Raw genomic sequence first — 15,919 nt, forward strand, 5'->3', positions numbered from 1 at the left:
CTTGTTAACGCTCTATCGCGCCACCTAACGTCGCTCGCACCGCCTGCCCCGGTGGGATGTTCAAGGGCGAACGTTAGGTACTCACTCATGCTGACCATCCTCGGCTTCGCCATGATCGCGACCTTCCTGGTCCTGATCATGATGAAGAAGATGTCGCCGATCGCGGCGCTCGTGCTGATTCCCGCGCTGTTCTGCGTGTTCGTCGGCAAGGGCGCCCATCTGGGCGACTACGTCATCGACGGCGTGTCCAGCCTCGCCCCCACCGCGGCGATGCTCATGTTCGCGATCGTCTACTTCGGTGTGATGATCGACGTCGGGCTCTTCGACCCGATCGTCCGGGCCATCCTGAAGTTCTGCAAGGCCGACCCGATGCGCATCGTCGTCGGCACGGCGCTGCTCGCCGCGATCGTCTCGCTGGACGGCGACGGCTCCACCACCTTCATGATCACGGTCTCGGCGATGTATCCGCTGTACAAGCGGCTCAAGATGAGCCTGGTCGTGATGACCGGCGTCGCCGCGATGGCCAACGGCGTGATGAACACGCTGCCCTGGGGCGGCCCCACCGCCCGCGCCGCCACCGCGCTGAAGGTCGACGCCACCGACATCTTCGTCCCGATGATCCCGGCCCTGGCCGTGGGCCTGGTCGCGGTCGTCGTCCTGGCGTACGCGCTCGGTCTGCGCGAGCGCAGGCGGCTGGGCACGCTGTCGCTGGACGAGGCACTCGTGCGGGAGCCGGAGGCCGAGACGGTGCTGGTCGGTGCGGGTGCCGGTGCGGGCGCGGCCTCCGGGGCGTCCGGTGCGCGTTCCGGTGCCGGTGTCGGTGCCGGTGCCGGTGCTGGTACCGGTGCGGCGCGCGGCGGATCGGGCGGCCCGGGCGAGGCCGCCGACCGGGGCGGCGAGTCCGACGACGACTTCAAGGGCCTCGACCCGGACCGGCCCACCCTGCGTCCCAAGCTGTACTGGTTCAACGCGCTGCTCACGGTCGCGCTGCTCACCGCCATGATCATGGAGCTGCTGCCGATCCCGGTGCTCTTCCTGATCGGCGCCACGCTCGCCCTCACGGTCAACTTCCCGCACATCCCCGACCAGAAGGCCCGCATCGCGGCCCATGCCGACAACGTCCTCAACGTCTCCGGCATGGTCTTCGCGGCCGCCGTCTTCACCGGCGTCCTCACCGGCACCGGCATGGTCGACCACATGGCCAACTGGCTCGTGGACACCATCCCCGACGGCATGGGCCCGCACATGGGCCTGGTCACCGGCCTGCTGAGCCTGCCGCTCACCTACTTCATGTCGAACGACGGCTTCTACTTCGGCGTCCTGCCGGTGCTCGCCGAGGCCGGCCAGGCGCACGGCGTGTCGACGCTGGAGATCGCCCGCGCCTCGATCGTCGGACAGCCGCTGCACATGTCCAGCCCGCTCGTCCCGGCCGTGTACGTCCTGGTCGGCATGGCCAAGGTCGAGTTCGGCGACCACACGCGGTTCGTGGTGAAGTGGGCCGTCCTGACGAGTCTGGTGATCCTCGCGGCGGGCATCCTGTTCGGCATCGTCTGACCGTCGGAGAGCATCAGGAAGGGACACGATCATGGCGCCCGGTGGGAACCGCGGCTGGCTGCTCCGCCTCGTCATCGCCTTCGGCTTCGCGCAGGGGGCGGTGTCGATGGCCCGGCCCGCCGTCTCCTACCGGGCCCTCGCGCTGGGCGCCGACGAACGGGCCGTCGGTGTCATCGCCGGTGTGTACGCGCTGCTGCCGCTGTTCGCCGCCGTTCCGCTGGGCCGCCGCACCGACCACGGCCGCTGTGCACCGCTGCTGCCCGTCGGAGTGGTGCTCATCGCCGGGGGCTGCGCGCTGAGCGGCGTCGCCGGGTCCCTCGGGACGATGGCCCTGTGGAGCGGTGTCATGGGCCTCGGGCACCTCTGCTTCGTCATCGGCGCCCAGTCACTGGTCGCCCGCCAGTCCGCGCCGCACGAACAGGACCGCAACTTCGGCCACTTCACCATCGGCGCCTCGCTCGGCCAGCTGATCGGCCCGATCGCCGCGGGCGCCCTGATCGGCGGTCCCGACATGGCCGGCAGCAGCGCGCTCGCCCTGGTGGTGGCGGGCGCGGGCGCGGCGGTCGCCGTCACGTCCCTGTGGCGCATAGAGCATCCGACGGCGGGCGCCTCGCGCAAGGGGCAGGGCCCGCGGGTCCCCGTGGGGAGCATCCTGCGTGCCCGGGGCGTGCCCGCGGGCATCCTGATCAGCCTCTCCGTGCTCTCCGCGACCGACATCCTCACCGCCTACCTGCCGGTGGTCGGCGAGCACCGGGGGATCTCCCCGGCCGTGATCGGCGTACTGCTCAGCCTGCGGGCCGCCGCCACGATCGCCTGCCGGCTCGTACTGACGCCCCTGCTGCGGCTGCTCGGCCGCACCGTGCTCCTCACCGTCACGTGCCTCCTGGCCGCCCTGCTGTGCGCCGGCGTCGCGCTGCCGGTGCCGGTGTGGGCGCTCGCCTCGATGCTGGTCGTCCTCGGCTTCTGCCTGGGCGTCGGCCAGCCGCTGTCCATGACAACGGTCGTGCAGGCGGCCCCCGACGAGGCGCGCTCCACCGCCCTCGCGCTGCGCCTGACCGGCAACCGCCTCGGCCAGGTCGCCGCACCCGCCGCCGCGGGCCTGATCGCGGGCGTCGCGGGCGTGGCCGCGCCGTTCGTGATGCTGGGCGCCCTCCTCCTGCTCTCCTCGGGCGTCGCCCTGCGCTCGCCGTCGGCCGGGGCGGCCGACCAGGCGGCCGGCCACCGGCGTTCGGCGGTCGGGCAGGATGTCCCGGACCCGGCCGGTGACAGCCGGCCGTGTCGGGAAGCGAAGGGATGAGCATGATCCTGATCGTTCTGTCCGTCGTCCTGCTCCTCGTCGTCGGCGGCTGTGCCTGCGTCGTGTGGGCGGCCCGCGGCGGCCCGCCCTGGACACGCGCGGTGGCGACGGCGACCCTGGCGGCGGGCGAACTGGTCCGCGCGTCCGGCCGCTCCCGCGGGAACCGGAGCGGTGGCTCGGACGACGGACCGGGCGACGGACCGGGCGACCGAGACCCCTGAATCCGGCCGTCCGCTTTCTCACCAGATGGACGGTCACGCCGAGATGTCGTCCAGTGTCTTCCCCCGGCCGGGCACGGTCCGTTAACTTCCGTGACTCACACGCCCCGTACGACCCGCACGAGGGCGTCCGACCGCGGAGCACCAGCGCTCAGTGAGCCCCCGGGGGCACCTCCATGACACGCGCCATCTCCTTGCACGACGTGAGCAAGACCTACGCGCGAGGCGTCCGCGTGGTGGACCGGCTGTCGCTGGACATCGCGCCGGGCGAGTTCCTCGTCCTGCTCGGCCCCTCCGGCTGCGGCAAGTCGACCGTGCTGCGCATGATCGCCGGGCTGGAGGAGATCACCGAGGGGGAGCTGACGCTGGACGGCGCGTACGCCAACGACCTGCTCCCGGCCGAACGGCGCATGGCCATGGTCTTCCAGAACTTCGCCCTGTACCCCAACATGACCACCCGCGGGAACATCGGCTTCCCGCTGCGCGTCGAGGATCCGCAGACCGACCACACCCCCCGCGTGGACGCCACCGCGCGGATGCTGGGCATCGAGGACCTGCTCGACCGCTTCCCCGCCCAGCTCTCCGGCGGCGAACGCCAGCGGGTCGCCATGGGGCGGGCCATCTCCCGCCACCCCACCGCCTTCCTGATGGACGAGCCGCTGTCCAACCTCGACGCCAAGCTCCGCAACCACCTGCGCGCCGAGATCACCCGGCTGACCCGGGAGCTGGGCGTCACCACGATCTACGTCACCCACGACCAGTCCGAGGCCATGTCCCTCGGCGACCGGGTCGCCGTCCTGCGCGGCGGGGTCCTCCAGCAGGTGGACACCCCGCGCGCGGTGTACGCCCTGCCCCGCAACGTCTTCGTCGCCGCCTTCATCGGCACCCCGCGCATCAACCTGCTGCGCGGCCTCGTGCGCGCCCCGCTGGACGGGGCGATGACCATCAGCCTGGGCAAGCAGTTCCTGCGCCTGCCCGAACCGCTCTCCCTGGACCACCAGTTGCTCCGCGTCCAGCAGGGCCGCGAGGTGATCGTGGGCCTGCGTTCGGAGGCCGTACGGATCGCGAAACCCTCGTCCGCCCGTCCCGGCGAGGTGCTGCTCACCGGGCTCGTGGAGCACGTCGAGTTCCAGGGCCATGAGATCCTCGTGCACTTCAACACCGGTTCACAGCCGGCCGTCGTGCCCGACCTGGAGGCCCCGCGCCCCGCGACCCGCCCCGTCCGGCGCCGCCGCCGCGACGGCACGGTCCTGGAGCGGCTGAGGGAACGGGCGGGCGCCCTGCGTGCCGGACCGGTGGTCGTCATGGACGAACCGCGGGAGCCCGAGCCCGCGATCGCCGCCCCCGACGGCCGCCTCCCCGGCGACCTGATCGTCCGGACCACCCCCGACATCGACCTCCGCCACGGCATGCAGGTGCCCCTCCTCGTCGACCTCGCCCACCTGTTCGTCTTCGACCAGCACGGCGACCGCATCTGCCCCGCCCCGGCGCGGCTGCCCGACCTGGAGGAGTGATCCCGGCCCGTTCCCGCACTCCGGGACGGTGAGCCGCGCCACCATCGTGGGAGCCCCTGGTGCCGTAAAACTAACGGCGCTAGTTTGGGGTCGGACGACGAAGCCCGCCCGGAAGGAACGCGATGAAGGCACACGACGGCATGTACATCGACGGAGCCTGGCGCCCCGCCGACGGCCGGGACACGATCGACGTCGTGAACCCGGCCGACGAGCAGGTGATCGGCCGCGTCCCCGCGGGCAACGCCCTGGACGTCGACACCGCCGTACGGGCCGCCCGCGCCGCCCTGCCGGGCTGGGCCGCCACCCCGCCCGCCGAACGAGCCGCGCGCCTGGCCGCCCTGCGGGACGTGCTGGTGGCCCGCAAGGACGAGATCGCGGAGACGGTCACCGCGGAACTGGGCTCCCCGCTGAAGTTCTCGCAGGCCGTGCACGCCGCCGTCCCCGTCGCGGTCGCCGGTTCCTACGCCGAGCTGGCGGCGACGTACGCCTTCGAGGAGAAGGTCGGCACGTCCGTCGTCCACCACGAACCGGTCGGCGTGGTCGGCGCCATCACCCCCTGGAACTACCCCCTCCACCAGATCGTCGCCAAGGCCGCCCCGGCGCTCGCGGCCGGCTGCACCATCGTGCTCAAGCCCGCCGAGGACACCCCGCTCACCGCGCAGCTCTTCGCCGAGGCGGTGCACGAGGCAGGCGTCCCGGCGGGCGTCTTCAACCTGGTCACCGGCCTCGGCCCGGTCGCCGGCCAGGCACTCGCCGAACACCCCGGCGTCGATCTGGTCTCCTTCACCGGCTCCACCGCCGTCGGCCGCCGGATCGGCGCCGCCGCGGGCGCCGCCGTCAAGCGGGTCGCCCTCGAACTCGGCGGCAAGTCCGCCAACGTCATCCTCCCGAGCGCCGACCTGGCCAAGGCCGTGAACGTCGGCGTCGCCAACGTCATGTCCAACTCCGGCCAGACGTGCAGCGCCTGGACCCGCATGCTCGTCCACCGCGACCAGTACGACGAGGCCGTGGAGCTGGCCGCCGAGGCCGCCGCGAAGTACGGCGACCGGATCGGGCCGGTCGTCAACGCCAAGCAGCGGGAGCGGGTGCGCGGTTACATCGAGAAGGGCGTCGCCGAGGGCGCGCGCCTCGTCGCGGGCGGCCCCGAAGCCCCGAGCGAGCAGGGGTACTTCGTCAGCCCGACGGTCTTCGCCGAGGTGACCGAGGAGATGACCATCGCCCAGGAGGAGATCTTCGGGCCCGTCCTGTCCGTCCTGCGCTACGAGGACGAGGACGACGCCCTGCGCATCGCCAACGGCACGGTCTACGGCCTCGCCGGCGCCGTCTGGGCCGGGGACGAGGCCGAGGCGGTCGCCTTCGCCCGCCGGATGGACACCGGGCAGGTCGACATCAACGGCGGCCGGTTCAACCCGCTCGCGCCCTTCGGCGGCTACAAGCAGTCGGGCGTGGGCCGCGAACTGGGCGCCCACGGCCTCGCCGAGTACCTCCAGACCAAGTCCCTCCAGTTCTAGCCCGCAGGGGAGCCGTCCACGTCATGGCCGTCCGTACCGCAGTCCGTGCCGCCGTCGTACCCGCCACCGGCGCCCCGCTGGAGGTCACCGGCATAGAGCTGCCCGAGCCCGGCCCCGGCCGGGTCCGGGTGAGGCTCGCCGCCGCCGGGGTCTGCCACTCCGACCTGTCCCTGTCCAACGGCACCATGCGCGTGCCGCTGCCCGCCGTCCTCGGCCACGAGGGCGCCGGCACCGTCGTCGCCGTCGGCGAGGGCGTCACCCACGTCGCGCCCGGCGACGAGGTCGTCCTCAACTGGGCCCCGTCCTGCGGCGCCTGCCACGCCTGCTCGCTCGGCGAGGTCTGGCTGTGCGCGAACGCCCTGGCCGGCGCCGCCGACGTGCACGCCCGCCGCGCCGACGACGGCACCGACCTGCACCCCGGCCTGAACGTCGCGGCGTTCGCCGAGGAGACGGTGGTCGCCGCCGGCTGCGTCCTGCCCGCCCCCGAGGGCATCCCCCTCACCGAGGCGGCACTGCTGGGCTGCGCCGTCCTCACCGGCTACGGCGCCGTCCACCACTCGGCGAAGGTCCGCGAGGGCGAGACGGTCGCGGTCTTCGGCGTCGGGGGAGTGGGCCTCGCCACCCTCCAGGCGGCCCGGATCGCGGGCGCGTCCAAGATCGTCGCGGTCGACGTGTCCCCCGAGAAGGAGGAACTGGCCCGCGCCGCGGGTGCCACCGACTACGTCCTCGCCTCCGACACCACCGCCCGCGAGATCCGCGCCCTCACCGGCAAGCAGGGCGTCGACGTCGCCGTCGAGTGCGTCGGCCGCGCGATCACCATCCGCACCGCCTGGGAATCCACCCGGCGCGGCGGCCGCACCACGGTCGTCGGCATCGGCGGCAAGGACCAGCAGGTCACCTTCAACGCCCTGGAGATCTTCCACTGGGGCCGCACCCTGTCCGGCTGCGTCTACGGCAACGCCGACCCCGCCCGGGACCTCCCCGTCCTCGCCGAACACGTCCGCGCCGGCCGCCTCGACCTCGGCGCCCTGGTGACCGAGCGCATCGCCCTGGACGGCATCCCGGCGGCCTTCGAGAACATGCTGGCGGGCAAGGGCGGGCGGGCGCTGGTGGTGTTCTAGCCCCGCTCGGGCGTCCTGCCGGGCCGGCTCCGGAAGGGGCCGGGTCGGTCCGGGTCCGGCGCGGGGCCGAGGGGTGTCTTCGGCCGGTCGCCCGGTACGCCGGTCCCTGTCGGCCCGCGCCATGGATCGGCGTGGGCAGCGCCAGGGGGGGTCGGCGTGGCGGGCAGGGACGGGCGCTGGTGGTGTTCCAGCCCCGCTCGGGCGACTTACCGGGCCGTCTCCGGAACGGTGCGCCGCGCCCCTTGTTCGTCGACGGCGTCGAGCCGACGCTGCGCAGGGCCGTCTCCGGGAGGGGCCGGTCCGGGCCGGTCCGGGGCCGGCGGAGGGCCGAGGGGTGTCTCTGGCCGGTCACCCGGTACGCCGGGGCCTGCCGGCGGCCTCGCGCCGCGTTGTGGTGGCGGGGCCGCCTAGACCCGCCCCGCGTCCTCGCGTCGCGGCCCCGTCTAGACCCGCCCCGCGTCCTCGCGTCGCGGCTCCCCGGCGGGCTCGGCCCGTCCCGGGGCCGCGGCCGCGCGCCTCCGCGAGCGCGACACCGCCACGCCCGCCAGGCACAGCGCGCCGCCCGCCAGGGTGAGCAGCCCCGGCACCTCGCCCAGCGCCAGCCACGACATCAGCACGACCAACGCGGGCACGGCGTACGTGGTCGCGCCCATGCGGCCGGCGGTCGTACGGGCCAGGGCGTAGGCCCACGTCGTGAACGCCAGCGCGGTCGGGAACACGCCCAGGTACACCATGTTGAGCGTGGCGGAGACCGGCGCGCCGGCCGCCTCGTGCACGAGCTGTCCGGCGAACGGCAGGCACAGCACCGCCCCGACCAGGCAGCCGAACGTCGTCACCTGAAGCGCGCTCGCGTGCGCCAGCGCGGGCTTCTGCGCGACCACCCCGCCCGCGTACGCCACCGCGGCCAGCAGGCACAGCACCACCCCGAACAGCGAGGACCCGCCCTCGCCGGACATCGACAGGCCCACCGTCACCGCACCGGCGAACGACACCGCCATCCCCGCCAGCAGCCTCGGCGGCAGCGCGTCGCCCAGCAGCCGGGCGCCCAGCAGCGCGATGAGGATCGGGCCGACGTTGACCACGAGGGCGGCCGTACCCGCGTCCACCTGCTGCTCGCCCCAGTTCAGGACGACCATGTAGAAGCCGAACCACAGCACCCCCGATATCGCGATCCCGCGCCAGGCGGAGCGCGGCGGCACGCCCTCCCGGCGCAGCAGACAGATCACGCCGAGGGCCAGCGCGCCCGACAGCAGCCGCCCGAGTGCCAGCGCGCCCGGCGAGTACGCGTCGCCCGCGCTGCGGATGGAGACGAACGCGGACGCCCACAGCACGACCGTGACGGTGGCCGCGCCGGCCGCGAGCAGTTCCGGACGGCGGTGCGAAGGGGCGGGACGGGACGTGTGGGCAGTGCTCATCATGCTCCAGAGGCTAGGCAGCGGGAGGTCGCTCCCGCTGGCGGATTTCGGACCGGGAACCCGTGCTCAGCGCAGCGCGGCCGGGTCGATGCCCAGCAGCTCGGACAGCGCGTCCTCGCCCGCCGGTGTCACCTTCACCGCCCGCTCCGAGCCGATGCGCACGCACCAGCCGGTGCCCAGGGCGTGCCGGCACAGCGCCGCGCCCGCCACGCCCGCGAGATGGGGGCGGCGTTCCGTCCAGTCGAGGCAGGCCCGGGCCAGTGGCCGGCGGCCGGTCGGCCGCAGCGGGATCCCGGCGGAGTCGAACCAGCCGAGCCCGGCGTCCGTGAGGGCGAAGCCGGTGTCCTGGCGCAGCAGCCCGCGCCCGGTCAGCGCGTCGGTGACCGCGATGCCGAGCCGCCCGGCGAGATGGTCGTAGCAGGTACGTCCCCGGGCCATCGCGGACCCGGCGCTCGACGCCCGCAGGGTGCGCGGACGCCGGGCGGCCGCCCGCGGGGCGACCTGGGCCGCCAGGTCCTCCACGAGCTGCGCGACCCGGTCGTCGGCCAGCCGCACGTACCGGTGCCGCCCCTGCCGTTCCTCGGCGAGCAGCCCGCCCGCGACGAGCTTGCCCAAGTGCTCGCTGAGCGTCGACGCGGCCACCCCGGCGTGCCGGGCCAGCTCACCGGCCGTCCATGCCCGCCCGTCCAGCAGGGCCAGCAGACAGGCGGCACGCGTCTCGTCGGCGAGCAGTGCGGCCAGCCGGGCCAGCCCGGATGCCTCGGCGTCCTTCTCGGTCATGCGTCCCAGCATGCGACACGGACGGTTCGGTGAGCGCCGAAGCGTCCAGGGCGAGGAACCGACGCCTTCACGTCGGGCCAGGAACAGGTCGGGCCAGGAAGCCCGAGGGAACAAAGGAAATAATTGTACTTATAGATTTATTCTTCCTCGAAAGGGGGCCAATGAGGCGCGAGCTGGAGGCGGCATGGCGGGCACGGACGTACGGCACCGGAACAACGTCAGGGTGACCGGCGATCCCGACGGCCCGGTGGTCGTGCTGGCGCACGGGTTCGGCTGTGACCAGAACATGTGGCGTCTGGTGGTGCCCAGGCTGGCCGGGCGCTACAAGGTCGTCCTGTTCGACTACGTCGGGTCGGGCCGGTCCGACCCGACGGCCTGGGTCCCCGAGCGGTACGCCTCGCTGGACGGCTACGCGCAGGACGTGGTCGACGTGCTGCGGACGCTGGACCTGAGGCGGGTGACGTTCGTCGGGCATTCGGTGAGCGCGATGGCCGGAGTCCTGGCCCTGCGCGCCTCGCCCGACCGGATCGGTTCCCTGGTCATGGTCACCCCGTCCCCGCGTTACCTCGACGACGACGGGTACCGCGGCGGCTTCACGCCCGACGACATCGAGGAACTGCTGGCCTCGCTGGACTCCAACTACCTCGGCTGGTCGTCCGCGATGGCGCCGGTGATCATGGGTAATCCCGACCGGCCGGAGCTGGGCCGGGAACTGACCGACAGCTTCTGCGCGACCGACCCGGCGATGGCCCGCGTGTTCGCGCGCACCACGTTCCTCTCGGACAACCGTGGAGACCTGGAGGGGGTGAGGGTGCCCACGCTGGTCCTGGAGTGCGCCGAGGACGTCATCGCTCCCCGGGGGATCGGCGCGTTCGTGCGGTCGCGCATCCCCGGCGCCCGGCTGGTCACGCTGGACGCCACCGGGCACTGCCCCCAGCTCAGTGTTCCCGAGGCCACCGCCGACGCCGTTCTCGGCTTCCTGGACCGTGTCCATGGCACCCGGCCGGACTCCTGACCCCGCGCCCGGCGTCCCCGGCGGCCGGGACGAGCGGGTGACTGCGGCCGACGGCGCGGCCGGCCCGGAGGACAGTGCCGAGGAACTGTACGACGCCGCGCCCTGCGGCTTCCTGTCCACGGCCATGGACGGCACCGTCACCAAGGTCAACGCGACGCTGCTGGACTGGCTCGGCCTTGAGCGGCGCGAGGTGGTGGGCCTGAGGCGGTTCGCCGACCTGCTCACCGTCGGCGGCAGGCTTTACCACGAGACCCACTTCGCACCCCTGCTGAGCCTGCGGGGAGAGATCGGCGGGGTCGCGCTGGAGATGCGGACGGCCACGGGCGGACGGCTGCCGGTGCTCGTCTCCGCCGCGGTCAAACGGGACGCGGACGGTGAGCCGGTACTGATCCGCACCACGGTTTTCGACGCCTCCGACCGGCGCGCCTACGAGGAGGAGCTGCTGCGCCGCAGGACAGCCGCCGACGAGGCCCGCGACCTGGCCGAGGCGGCGCGGCGGGAGGCGGAGGCGGCGCGGCGGGTGGCGGAGGCGGCGCGGCGGGAGGCGGAGGCGGCACGCTCCCGTTCCGAGGCGGACCGGGCCCGGCTGGCCGACGCTCTCGCCGTGCTCCAGCAGGCCCTGCTGCCCGCCGAACTGCCCGCCGTCCCGGGCCTGGACGTGGCCTCGTACTACTACACGGCCTCGCCCGACCGGCTCGGCGGCGACTTCTACGACCTGTTCGCCCTCGGCGCGGGGCGCTGGGCCTTTTTCCTCGGCGACGTGAGCGGCAAAGGCCCCAGAGCCGCCGCCGTCACGTCCGTCACCCGCTACACCCTGCGGGCGGCCGTCTTCCACGACTCCGACCCGGTCGGTGCCCTGGCCACTCTCAACGCCGTCCTGAACGACCGCTACGGCCTGGAGGACGACCCGCGCCACTGCACCGCCGTCGTCGGCGTCGTCGAACCGGACGCCGTCCGCGGTCGCACGACGGTCCGCCTCGCCTCCGGCGGCCACCCGCCGGCGCTCGTACTGCGGGCCGGCGCCCCGGTCGACGGCCCGGGGCGGGCCGACTACCTCGCCACCCCAGGCGGCATGCTGGTCGGCGCCCTGCCCGACGCGGCCTTCACCCCCGCCACCGCCGTCCTCGGCCCCGGCGACACCCTGCTCCTCTACACCGACGGCCTGACCGAGGCCCGCACGGACCCCGAGCGCACCACCCTCTACGGCGACGAACGGCTGCGGGACTTCGCCGCCCGGCAGGCCTCGACGGCGCCCGGCGACGTGATCGCGGCCGTGGCCGACCTGCTGGAGAAGCTCGGCGACGGCGTCGACGACGACACTGCCCTGCTCGCCCTGGGCGTCCCTAGCCGTCCCGCCTGAACCGCTCGTACTGCAGCACCAGCCCGTCCAGGAGGGCCGCGAGGCCGGTCTCGAACGCCCGTTCGTCGATCTTGTCCTGCTGCTCGGCCAGCAGGTGCGCCTTGCCGAGGTGCGGGTAGTCGGCGGGGTCGTAGGCGCTCGCGTCGTCGGGGAAGCCCCGGGCGAAGGAGCCGAGTGCGGAGCCCATGACGAAGTACCGCATCAGGGCGCCGATGGAGGTGGCCTGGGCCGGCGGCCAGCCCGCGTCGACCATCGCCCCGTACACGGCGTCCGCGAGGTGGAGCGCGGCCGGGCGGCGGCCGGGGCCGTGGGCCAGGACCGGGACGATGTTGGGGTGGTCGCGCAGGGCCGTCCGGTAGGAGACGGCCCAGTCGTGCAGCGCGGTCCGCCACTCCCGGCCGTCCTCGAACATCGACAGGTCGACCTGTGCGCTCACCGAGTCGGCGACCGCCTCGAGGATCTCGTCCTTGGTGCGGAAGTGGTTGTAGAGGGAGGGCCCGCTGACCCCCAGTTCCGCGGCCAGCCGGCGCGTGGAGACGGCCGCGAGGCCCTCCGTGTCCACCAGCGCGCGGGCCGTCTCGACGATCCGGTCGGTGCTGAGCAGGGGCTTGCGCGGTCGGGCCATGGCGCACATAGTAGGGCTGCGGACATAAACTAGCAGTGCTAATTTAAATGTACGGCTTTCGATGTGCCGCTTCCAAGATCTCTTTCCTGTGGGGTGACTCGGCATGAACCTGGAGCTCAGCGAGGAGCAGAGCGCCGTACGGCAGCTCGCCCGGGACTTCGTGGAGCGGGAGATCGCCCCCCATGTCGTCGCGTGGGACCGCGCCGAGGAGGTGGACCGGGGAATCGTGAAGAAGCTCGGCGAGGTCGGCTTCCTCGGGCTCACGATCGACGAGGAGTACGGCGGATCCGGCGGCGACCACCTCGCGTACTGCCTGGTCACGGAGGAGCTGGGGCGCGGCGACAGCTCCGTGCGCGGGATCGTCTCCGTCTCCCTCGGCCTGGTCGCCAAGACCGTCGCGGCCTGGGGGAGCGAGGAGCAGAAGCGGCGCTGGCTGCCGGGGCTCACCTCCGGCGAGTACGTCGGCTGCTTCGGCCTCACCGAGCCCGGCACCGGGTCGGACGCGGGGAACCTCTCCACCCGCGCGGCCCGGGACGGCGACGACTACGTCGTCAACGGCACCAAGATGTTCATCACCAACGGCACCTGGGCCGACGTCGTGCTGCTCTTCGCCCGCTCCACCGACGCGCCCGGGCACAAGGGCGTCTCCGCCTTCCTCGTGCCCACCGACACGCCCGGTCTGACCCGCCGCACCATCCACGGCAAGCTCGGGCTGCGTGGTCAGGCCACCGCCGAACTCGTCCTGGAGGACGTCCGTGTCCCCGCCTCCGCGATGCTGGCCCCCGAGGGCAAGGGCTTCTCGGTCGCCATGTCGGCCCTCGCGAAGGGGCGGATGTCGGTCGCGGCCGGCTGCGTCGGCATAGCCCAGGCCGCGCTGGACGCGGCCGTGAAGTACGCGGGGGAGCGGGAGCAGTTCGGGAAGACCATCGCTCACCATCAACTCGTCCAGGAGCTGATCAGCGACATCGCCCTCGACGTGGACGCGGCCCGGCTGCTGACCTGGCGGGTCGCCGACCTGATCGACCGCGGGCAGCCCTTCACCGTCGAGTCCTCCAAGGCCAAGCTCTTCGCCTCGGAGGCGGCCGTCCGCGCCGCCAACAACGCCCTCCAGGTCTTCGGCGGCTACGGCTACATCGACGAGTACCCGGCCGGCAAGCTGCTGCGCGACGCCCGCGTGATGACCCTCTACGAGGGCACCAGCCAGATCCAGAAGCTGGTCATCGGGCGTGCGCTGACCGGGGTTTCGGCGTTCTGAGCACCGGGCTCTGAGTACCCGAACTGAGTACGACGGCGGATGTGGCCCCGGCCACATCCGCCGATCCTTTTCCCATGAGCGACACACCGGTCAAGCAGCAGAACACGGCGGCCTTCTACGGACAGGCCGTCGCCTCGTTCTCGGTGGCCATGGCCGCCACCGCCATCGGCATCTACCAGCTCCAGGCCGACGCCTGGGTGCGCGCCTTCCTCGCCATCGCCGTCCTGTACCTCGTCACCTCGGCCTTCACGCTGGCCAAGATCATCCGCGACCGCCAGGAGGTCGGGCAGATAGTGAGCCGGGTGGACCAGGCGCGACTGGACAAGATCCTCGTCGAACACGATCCCTTCCAGAAGCCGGGCGGCACCCCCGCGGGCCAGCGCCCCTAAGCGGTCGCTCACCTTCGGCGGTATGGTGGTGCTCCTGTCACCGAGAGGGGCGAACAAGCGATGAGTACGGCGGCCGAGACGACGGGCGGCGACATCGAGCCGTGGGAAGAGGTCACGCCTGACGCGGCCCGGCGGCTCCTGGTCGCCGCCGTGGAGGCGTTCGCCGAACGCGGGTACCACGCGACCACGACCCGCGACATCGCCGGACGGGCCGGCATGAGCCCGGCCGCGCTCTACATCCACTACAAGACCAAGGAAGAGCTGCTCCACCGCATCAGCCGCATCGGCCACACCCGGGCGGTGGCCATCCTGCGCTCCGCGGCCCAGGGCGAGGGCAGTGCGGCCGAACGGCTCGCCGACGCCGTGAGTTCCTTCGTCCGCTGGCACGCCGGGCGGCGCACGACCGCGCGGGTCGTGCAGTACGAGCTGGACGCGCTCGGTCCCGAGGCCCGGGAGGAGATCCTCACGCTCCGCCGGCAGTGCGACGCCGCGGTGCGCGGCATCATCGACGACGGCGTGGCGACGGGCGAGTTCGACGTGCCGGACGTCAAGGGCACGACGCTGGCCGTGCTGTCGCTCTGCATCGACGTGGCCCGCTGGTTCAACGTGAACGGCCCCCGGACGCCCGACGAGGTCGGCGCGCTCTACGCCGACCTCGTGCTGCGGATGGTGGGGGCCCGGGCCGGGTCCGGCACCGCCTAGACGTAGTAGCGCGAGACGGACTCGGCGACGCACACCGGCTTGTCGCCGCCCTCGCGCTCCACGGTGAAGGCGACGCTCACCTGGATCCCTCCCTTGACGTCCGCCACGCCGGTGATCGTCGCCGTGGCGCGCAGGCGCGAGCCGACCGGCACGGGGGAGGGGAAGCGGACCTTGTTGGTGCCGTAGTTGACGCCCATCTTCACGCCCTCGACCTGGATCAGCTGCGGTCCGAAGAGCGGGAGCAGCGACAGGGTCAGATAGCCGTGCGCGATGGTGGTGCCGAACGGTCCGGCGGCGGCCTTCTCCGGGTCCACGTGGATCCACTGGTGGTCCCCGGTCGCCTCGGCGAACAGGTCGATCCGCTTCTGGTCGACCTCCACCCAGTCGGTGTACCCCAGCTGCTTGCCCACCGCCGCCTTCACCTCGTCGGCGGACGCGAAGATCCTCGGCTCTGCCATGTCCCGGCCTCCCAAGTCGTACTGGTCCAAGTCGTGCTGGTCGAAGCGCGTCTGCATCAGTCTAAGCAACTGCTTAGCATGGTGGTCCGCGGAGCCCCTGTCAACGGACCGGACGGGTGACCGGGTCGGTAGGGTTCGAGGGGTGCCTCAGATTCCCGAGAAGATCCACGAGCTCACGGTCGGCCAGCTCGCCGCGCGCAGCGGTGCCGCCGTCTCCGCCCTGCACTTCTACGAGTCCAAGGGCTTGATCAGCAGTCGCCGCACCTCGGGCAACCAGCGCCGCTTCAGCCGTGACGCGCTGCGCCGGGTCGCCTTCGTCCGCGCGGCGCAGCGGGTCGGCATCCCGCTGGCCACGATCCGCGAGGCGCTCGCCGAACTGCCGGAGGAGCGCACGCCCACCGCGGACGACTGGGCCCGGCTCTCCCAGTCCTGGCGCTCCGAACTGGACGAGCGCATCAAACAGCTCAACCGGCTGCGCGACCACCTCACCGACTGCATCGGCTGCGGCTGCCTGTCCCTGGACACCTGTGTCCTGTCCAACCCCGACGACGTCTTCGGCGAACGCCTGACCGGCTCCCGGCTGCTCGTGGAGCGTCGTGGCGCCGCCTCCGCCCCCGGCTCCGTCGGCGGCGGTCGGCCGGGCCGCGCCGAGGACCGGGACGCGAACTGCTGCGGCGACTGAGGGCCCGGCGACCCGGGCCGGGG

General features: G+C 73.0%; 16 protein-coding genes. 12 read left to right on the forward strand and 4 right to left on the reverse strand.

Translation table 11 applies throughout. The features are described from left to right. The first annotated feature begins 87 nt into the window (after positions 1 to 87). The 6 genes from ABS735_RS09630 (at position 88) to ABS735_RS09655 (ending at position 7,215) form a co-directional block, all read left to right on the forward strand. Positions 88 to 1,554 carry a CitMHS family transporter gene (locus ABS735_RS09630; RefSeq protein ID WP_373906505.1) on the forward strand — a complete coding sequence of 489 codons (1,467 nt, stop codon included), beginning with the start codon at positions 88 to 90 and terminating at the stop codon, positions 1,552 to 1,554. A gap of 31 nt (positions 1,555 to 1,585) precedes the next feature. After that, positions 1,586 to 2,851 carry an MFS transporter gene (locus ABS735_RS09635; RefSeq protein WP_373906504.1) on the forward strand — a complete coding sequence of 422 codons (1,266 nt, stop codon included), beginning with the start codon at positions 1,586 to 1,588 and terminating at the stop codon, positions 2,849 to 2,851. A gap of 2 nt (positions 2,852 to 2,853) precedes the next feature. After that, positions 2,854 to 3,072 carry a hypothetical protein gene (locus tag ABS735_RS09640; RefSeq protein ID WP_373906503.1) on the forward strand — a complete coding sequence of 73 codons (219 nt, stop codon included), beginning with the start codon at positions 2,854 to 2,856 and terminating at the stop codon, positions 3,070 to 3,072. 173 nt (positions 3,073 to 3,245) lie between these two features. Further along, the gene (locus ABS735_RS09645) at positions 3,246 to 4,583 is read left to right on the forward strand and encodes an ABC transporter ATP-binding protein (protein ID WP_373906502.1); all 1,338 of its coding nucleotides are present in this window, start codon (positions 3,246 to 3,248) and stop codon (positions 4,581 to 4,583) included. A gap of 122 nt (positions 4,584 to 4,705) precedes the next feature. Then, positions 4,706 to 6,094, forward strand: coding sequence for an aldehyde dehydrogenase family protein (locus tag ABS735_RS09650; protein WP_373906501.1), 1,389 nt, complete (start codon positions 4,706 to 4,708; stop codon positions 6,092 to 6,094). A 23-nt stretch (positions 6,095 to 6,117) separates the two neighbouring features. Next, on the forward strand, positions 6,118 to 7,215 hold the full coding sequence (locus tag ABS735_RS09655) for a Zn-dependent alcohol dehydrogenase (protein ID WP_373906500.1): 1,098 nt from the start codon (positions 6,118 to 6,120) through the stop codon (positions 7,213 to 7,215). Between the two features lie 443 nt (positions 7,216 to 7,658). On the opposite strand, the gene ABS735_RS09660 is transcribed toward ABS735_RS09655, so the two are convergent. Further along, positions 7,659 to 8,633: a DMT family transporter gene (locus ABS735_RS09660; protein ID WP_373906499.1), complete on the reverse strand. Its 975-nt coding sequence runs from the start codon at positions 8,631 to 8,633 to the stop codon at positions 7,659 to 7,661. Between the two features lie 63 nt (positions 8,634 to 8,696). After that, positions 8,697 to 9,410, reverse strand: a complete 714-nt coding sequence (locus ABS735_RS09665) for an ArsR/SmtB family transcription factor (RefSeq protein ID WP_373906498.1) — start codon at positions 9,408 to 9,410, stop codon at positions 8,697 to 8,699. Between the two features lie 184 nt (positions 9,411 to 9,594). Between ABS735_RS09665 and ABS735_RS09670 the strand changes: the two genes are divergently transcribed. Next, on the forward strand, positions 9,595 to 10,425 hold the full coding sequence (locus tag ABS735_RS09670; protein ID WP_373906497.1) for an alpha/beta fold hydrolase: 831 nt from the start codon (positions 9,595 to 9,597) through the stop codon (positions 10,423 to 10,425). Then, positions 10,403 to 11,785, forward strand: a complete 1,383-nt coding sequence (locus ABS735_RS09675) for a PP2C family protein-serine/threonine phosphatase (RefSeq protein WP_373906496.1) — start codon at positions 10,403 to 10,405, stop codon at positions 11,783 to 11,785. The genes ABS735_RS09670 and ABS735_RS09675 overlap by 23 nt, the downstream gene beginning before the upstream one ends. Here ABS735_RS09675 and ABS735_RS09680 read toward each other — a convergent pair. Further along, the gene (locus ABS735_RS09680; protein ID WP_373906495.1) at positions 11,769 to 12,419 is read right to left on the reverse strand and encodes a TetR/AcrR family transcriptional regulator; all 651 of its coding nucleotides are present in this window, start codon (positions 12,417 to 12,419) and stop codon (positions 11,769 to 11,771) included. The genes ABS735_RS09675 and ABS735_RS09680 overlap by 17 nt on opposite strands. A 94-nt stretch (positions 12,420 to 12,513) precedes the next feature. Here ABS735_RS09680 and ABS735_RS09685 point away from each other — a divergent pair, with 94 nt between their 5' ends. The 3 genes from ABS735_RS09685 (at position 12,514) to ABS735_RS09695 (ending at position 14,756) form a co-directional block, all read left to right on the forward strand. Further along, positions 12,514 to 13,665 (forward strand): acyl-CoA dehydrogenase family protein, encoded by a 1,152-nt coding sequence (locus tag ABS735_RS09685; protein ID WP_373906494.1) that lies wholly within the window; start codon positions 12,514 to 12,516, stop codon positions 13,663 to 13,665. 74 nt (positions 13,666 to 13,739) lie between these two features. Then, entirely contained in the window at positions 13,740 to 14,054 is a 315-nt protein-coding gene (locus ABS735_RS09690) for a YiaA/YiaB family inner membrane protein (RefSeq protein WP_373906493.1), read from the forward strand. 60 nt (positions 14,055 to 14,114) lie between these two features. Beyond that, positions 14,115 to 14,756: a TetR-type transcription factor C-terminal domain-containing protein gene (locus ABS735_RS09695; protein WP_373906492.1), complete on the forward strand. Its 642-nt coding sequence runs from the start codon at positions 14,115 to 14,117 to the stop codon at positions 14,754 to 14,756. On the opposite strand, the gene ABS735_RS09700 is transcribed toward ABS735_RS09695, so the two are convergent. Then, positions 14,753 to 15,214 (reverse strand): MaoC family dehydratase, encoded by a 462-nt coding sequence (locus tag ABS735_RS09700; protein ID WP_373906491.1) that lies wholly within the window; start codon positions 15,212 to 15,214, stop codon positions 14,753 to 14,755. The two genes, ABS735_RS09695 and ABS735_RS09700, sit on opposite strands and share 4 nt — an antisense overlap. Positions 15,215 to 15,356: 142 nt before the next feature. On the opposite strand from ABS735_RS09700, the gene soxR reads away from it, so the two are divergent. Then, complete coding sequence (gene soxR / locus ABS735_RS09705; protein ID WP_373906490.1) at positions 15,357 to 15,896, forward strand: redox-sensitive transcriptional activator SoxR; 540 nt, start codon at positions 15,357 to 15,359, stop codon at positions 15,894 to 15,896. The last annotated feature ends 23 nt before the right edge of the window (positions 15,897 to 15,919 follow it).

The organism is Streptomyces sp. MMCC 100 (genome assembly GCF_041538145.2).
In the GTDB taxonomy this organism is placed as follows: Bacteria; Actinomycetota; Actinomycetes; order Streptomycetales; family Streptomycetaceae; genus Streptomyces.

What these genes read in the sequence shown, in the direction of transcription:
- ABS735_RS09640 (WP_373906503.1), top strand. Translation starts at nt 2,854, where the DNA reads ATGATCCTGATCGTTCTGTCCGTCGTCCTGCTCCTCGTCGTCGGCGGC.
- ABS735_RS09675 (WP_373906496.1), top strand. Translation starts at nt 10,403, where the DNA reads ATGGCACCCGGCCGGACTCCTGACCCCGCGCCCGGCGTCCCCGGCGGC.
- ABS735_RS09630 (WP_373906505.1), top strand. Translation starts at nt 88, where the DNA reads ATGCTGACCATCCTCGGCTTCGCCATGATCGCGACCTTCCTGGTCCTG.
- ABS735_RS09645 (WP_373906502.1), top strand. Translation starts at nt 3,246, where the DNA reads ATGACACGCGCCATCTCCTTGCACGACGTGAGCAAGACCTACGCGCGA.
- ABS735_RS09685 (WP_373906494.1), top strand. Translation starts at nt 12,514, where the DNA reads ATGAACCTGGAGCTCAGCGAGGAGCAGAGCGCCGTACGGCAGCTCGCC.
- ABS735_RS09690 (WP_373906493.1), top strand. Translation starts at nt 13,740, where the DNA reads ATGAGCGACACACCGGTCAAGCAGCAGAACACGGCGGCCTTCTACGGA.
- ABS735_RS09670 (WP_373906497.1), top strand. Translation starts at nt 9,595, where the DNA reads ATGGCGGGCACGGACGTACGGCACCGGAACAACGTCAGGGTGACCGGC.
- ABS735_RS09695 (WP_373906492.1), top strand. Translation starts at nt 14,115, where the DNA reads ATGAGTACGGCGGCCGAGACGACGGGCGGCGACATCGAGCCGTGGGAA.
- ABS735_RS09700 (WP_373906491.1), bottom strand. Translation starts at nt 15,214, where the DNA reads ATGGCAGAGCCGAGGATCTTCGCGTCCGCCGACGAGGTGAAGGCGGCG.
- ABS735_RS09665 (WP_373906498.1), bottom strand. Translation starts at nt 9,410, where the DNA reads ATGACCGAGAAGGACGCCGAGGCATCCGGGCTGGCCCGGCTGGCCGCA.
- ABS735_RS09660 (WP_373906499.1), bottom strand. Translation starts at nt 8,633, where the DNA reads ATGATGAGCACTGCCCACACGTCCCGTCCCGCCCCTTCGCACCGCCGT.
- ABS735_RS09635 (WP_373906504.1), top strand. Translation starts at nt 1,586, where the DNA reads ATGGCGCCCGGTGGGAACCGCGGCTGGCTGCTCCGCCTCGTCATCGCC.
- ABS735_RS09650 (WP_373906501.1), top strand. Translation starts at nt 4,706, where the DNA reads ATGAAGGCACACGACGGCATGTACATCGACGGAGCCTGGCGCCCCGCC.
- ABS735_RS09680 (WP_373906495.1), bottom strand. Translation starts at nt 12,419, where the DNA reads ATGTGCGCCATGGCCCGACCGCGCAAGCCCCTGCTCAGCACCGACCGG.
- ABS735_RS09655 (WP_373906500.1), top strand. Translation starts at nt 6,118, where the DNA reads ATGGCCGTCCGTACCGCAGTCCGTGCCGCCGTCGTACCCGCCACCGGC.